1 protein-coding gene and 1 pseudogene are annotated in these 1,805 nt (G+C 48.4%); both read right to left on the bottom strand.

Going from position 1 to position 1,805, the window contains the following annotated elements:
- Window positions 1-392: 392 nt before the first annotated feature.
- Window positions 393-923 (bottom strand): helix-turn-helix domain-containing protein, encoded by a 531-nt coding sequence (locus EH31_RS17105; protein WP_051699389.1) that lies wholly within the window; start codon window positions 921-923, stop codon window positions 393-395.
- A 465-nt stretch (window positions 924-1,388) separates the two neighbouring features.
- Window positions 1,389-1,805: pseudogene (locus tag EH31_RS17890) on the bottom strand (hypothetical protein); the annotation flags it as partial.

Raw genomic sequence — 1,805 nt, 5'->3', positions numbered from 1 at the left:
CCTTCGAGAGCTTCCTCAACCTCGCCGCCACACGCCTGTGGCTGACGTCTTATGTCAACACGGCCTAGGGTTCGTTTCCAACTCAAGCCTTCTTTCGTTGCCAGATTAGGTCGTTCGTTGATGAAATATCAATTTTTGGGGCTGAAACCTGCGAAATTTGGGTTGGCTCGTACAATCTTCGAGCGAATGCTACGGAGCATTATAGTCGGTGAGTATCGCTCGATAATGTGGCTAACCATGGCGATCGCCAATGGCATCTTTAACTCTAGAAACTCCGGTTTCTCATGCTCGCCACTATACGCGGTTAAGTCATGTCTACCCTTTTCAGACCGAATGAGCACTCTCAAGTATAGCTTCGAAGGCAAAAGAGCATCTTGCCGAACCGCATAAGGTCAATCATTGGATCTGGGTACTGCAATGTTCGAATATGCTTGAATGCACTTGAGTGTTAAGGCCCTACCTAGAGGCGTTAACGAAATGAACCGTCTACGCTGGTCATTAGCGTCACTGTTCCTCTGCACAAGCTTTGCATCCTCTAGCGCGCCCACCCATCGCAGACCCGTCGTCATTGGACAATTGGCGGCAATGCTCGCATCCGAGACCGAGACCCTCCTGCCTTTGCTCTCACTGATGTAAAGGTCAAGAAGGACATCGAGTGCGGGCCTAATCGGAACTGATACAATCTCAAGGATCTTTGAAACATCTGTCTGAATAGATATTATTTTTTTTGCGATAGCAATTTCGGTATGATCGGGCACGACTACGCTATCGTTGGGGGCATTCAACTCAAGGAGGCGTGCGGCGAACGCTTCAAGTTCGCTTGTGGGAATAGAAAATTCTGTAACTTCGGTCATTGAAGGTTCGTCACTTGCCTGGTCACTTCTTTGAGCGAGCCCTCTACTAATTGTCGGAAAGAACTTCATTTGCTTATCCTTGTTATTTGTAAACTGAGCAATCTAAACCATAACTCAGTCCTAAAGCGAATTCTGTTGACGATAATAGTATCGCGCTATTTCATCCTAGTTTGGAACTTCAGAAAAGTTGTAGCCTACATTTACCCCTAAATATTTTGTTCATTTTGAACCTAGATTGGCTTGAATCTACGTCGGCCATAATATGCAATATATTGATATTGAGTAGAAATTTTCTTTTCGAGAGCATTGCGATTAAAAGTCCTTAATCAGAAAAAAGAACCGAAATGGAACTCAAAATGGTCGTTTAGATTTTGGCTGTACTGTGAGTTTGTTGGCTCTGCTGGGTGCCGAGCCTTTCAGCCCTTGCTACTGCAGCATAGTTTCTGCAACATGGTCGTTAGGAGAATAGCGGCTTTGCGCCGTTCGTTCGACAATCGCAGACCGGCCGCTATCGGCCCAATTCCAGTCAAACCGTCAAATGCCGATATCGAACGGTTTGACCCGCTCCTTGGTTAGCTCGGGAGCCTTCTCGGGTTCAGCCTGTCGATCAGAGTTGGTCGCCTGGATTTGGCCCAGCCTGACTCCCTTCGCTGGCGCTATGCCAAGCCGTTCGGTGGTTTGGGCTGCCGAAGTCTTTTCGCCTAAGTTCGTCGCAATCCCTCGCCCGACCTTGTCCCGGCTGTCGACTATCAACGTGAGCTCATCCCGTAATTTCATGATCGTGACTAGGGCGTGTTGACAAAAAGGGATTCCCAAAGGGGCCGAGTTCTGATTCAAGACTTCGTTTTGAGGAGCAGTCATGGGTTGCGGGGATTTGTCGGACGCGGGCAGAAAAGGGGGGTTTGTGCGAACGCTCTTGGTCGATAACGCGGCGGCTTTACGAGCAAAATC

The organism is Erythrobacter longus, assembly GCF_000715015.1.
GTDB lineage: Bacteria > Pseudomonadota > Alphaproteobacteria > Sphingomonadales > Sphingomonadaceae > Erythrobacter > Erythrobacter longus.
The sequence above is the reverse complement of the archived record's forward strand: the minus strand, read 5'-3'. Positions and strand labels throughout refer to the sequence as shown.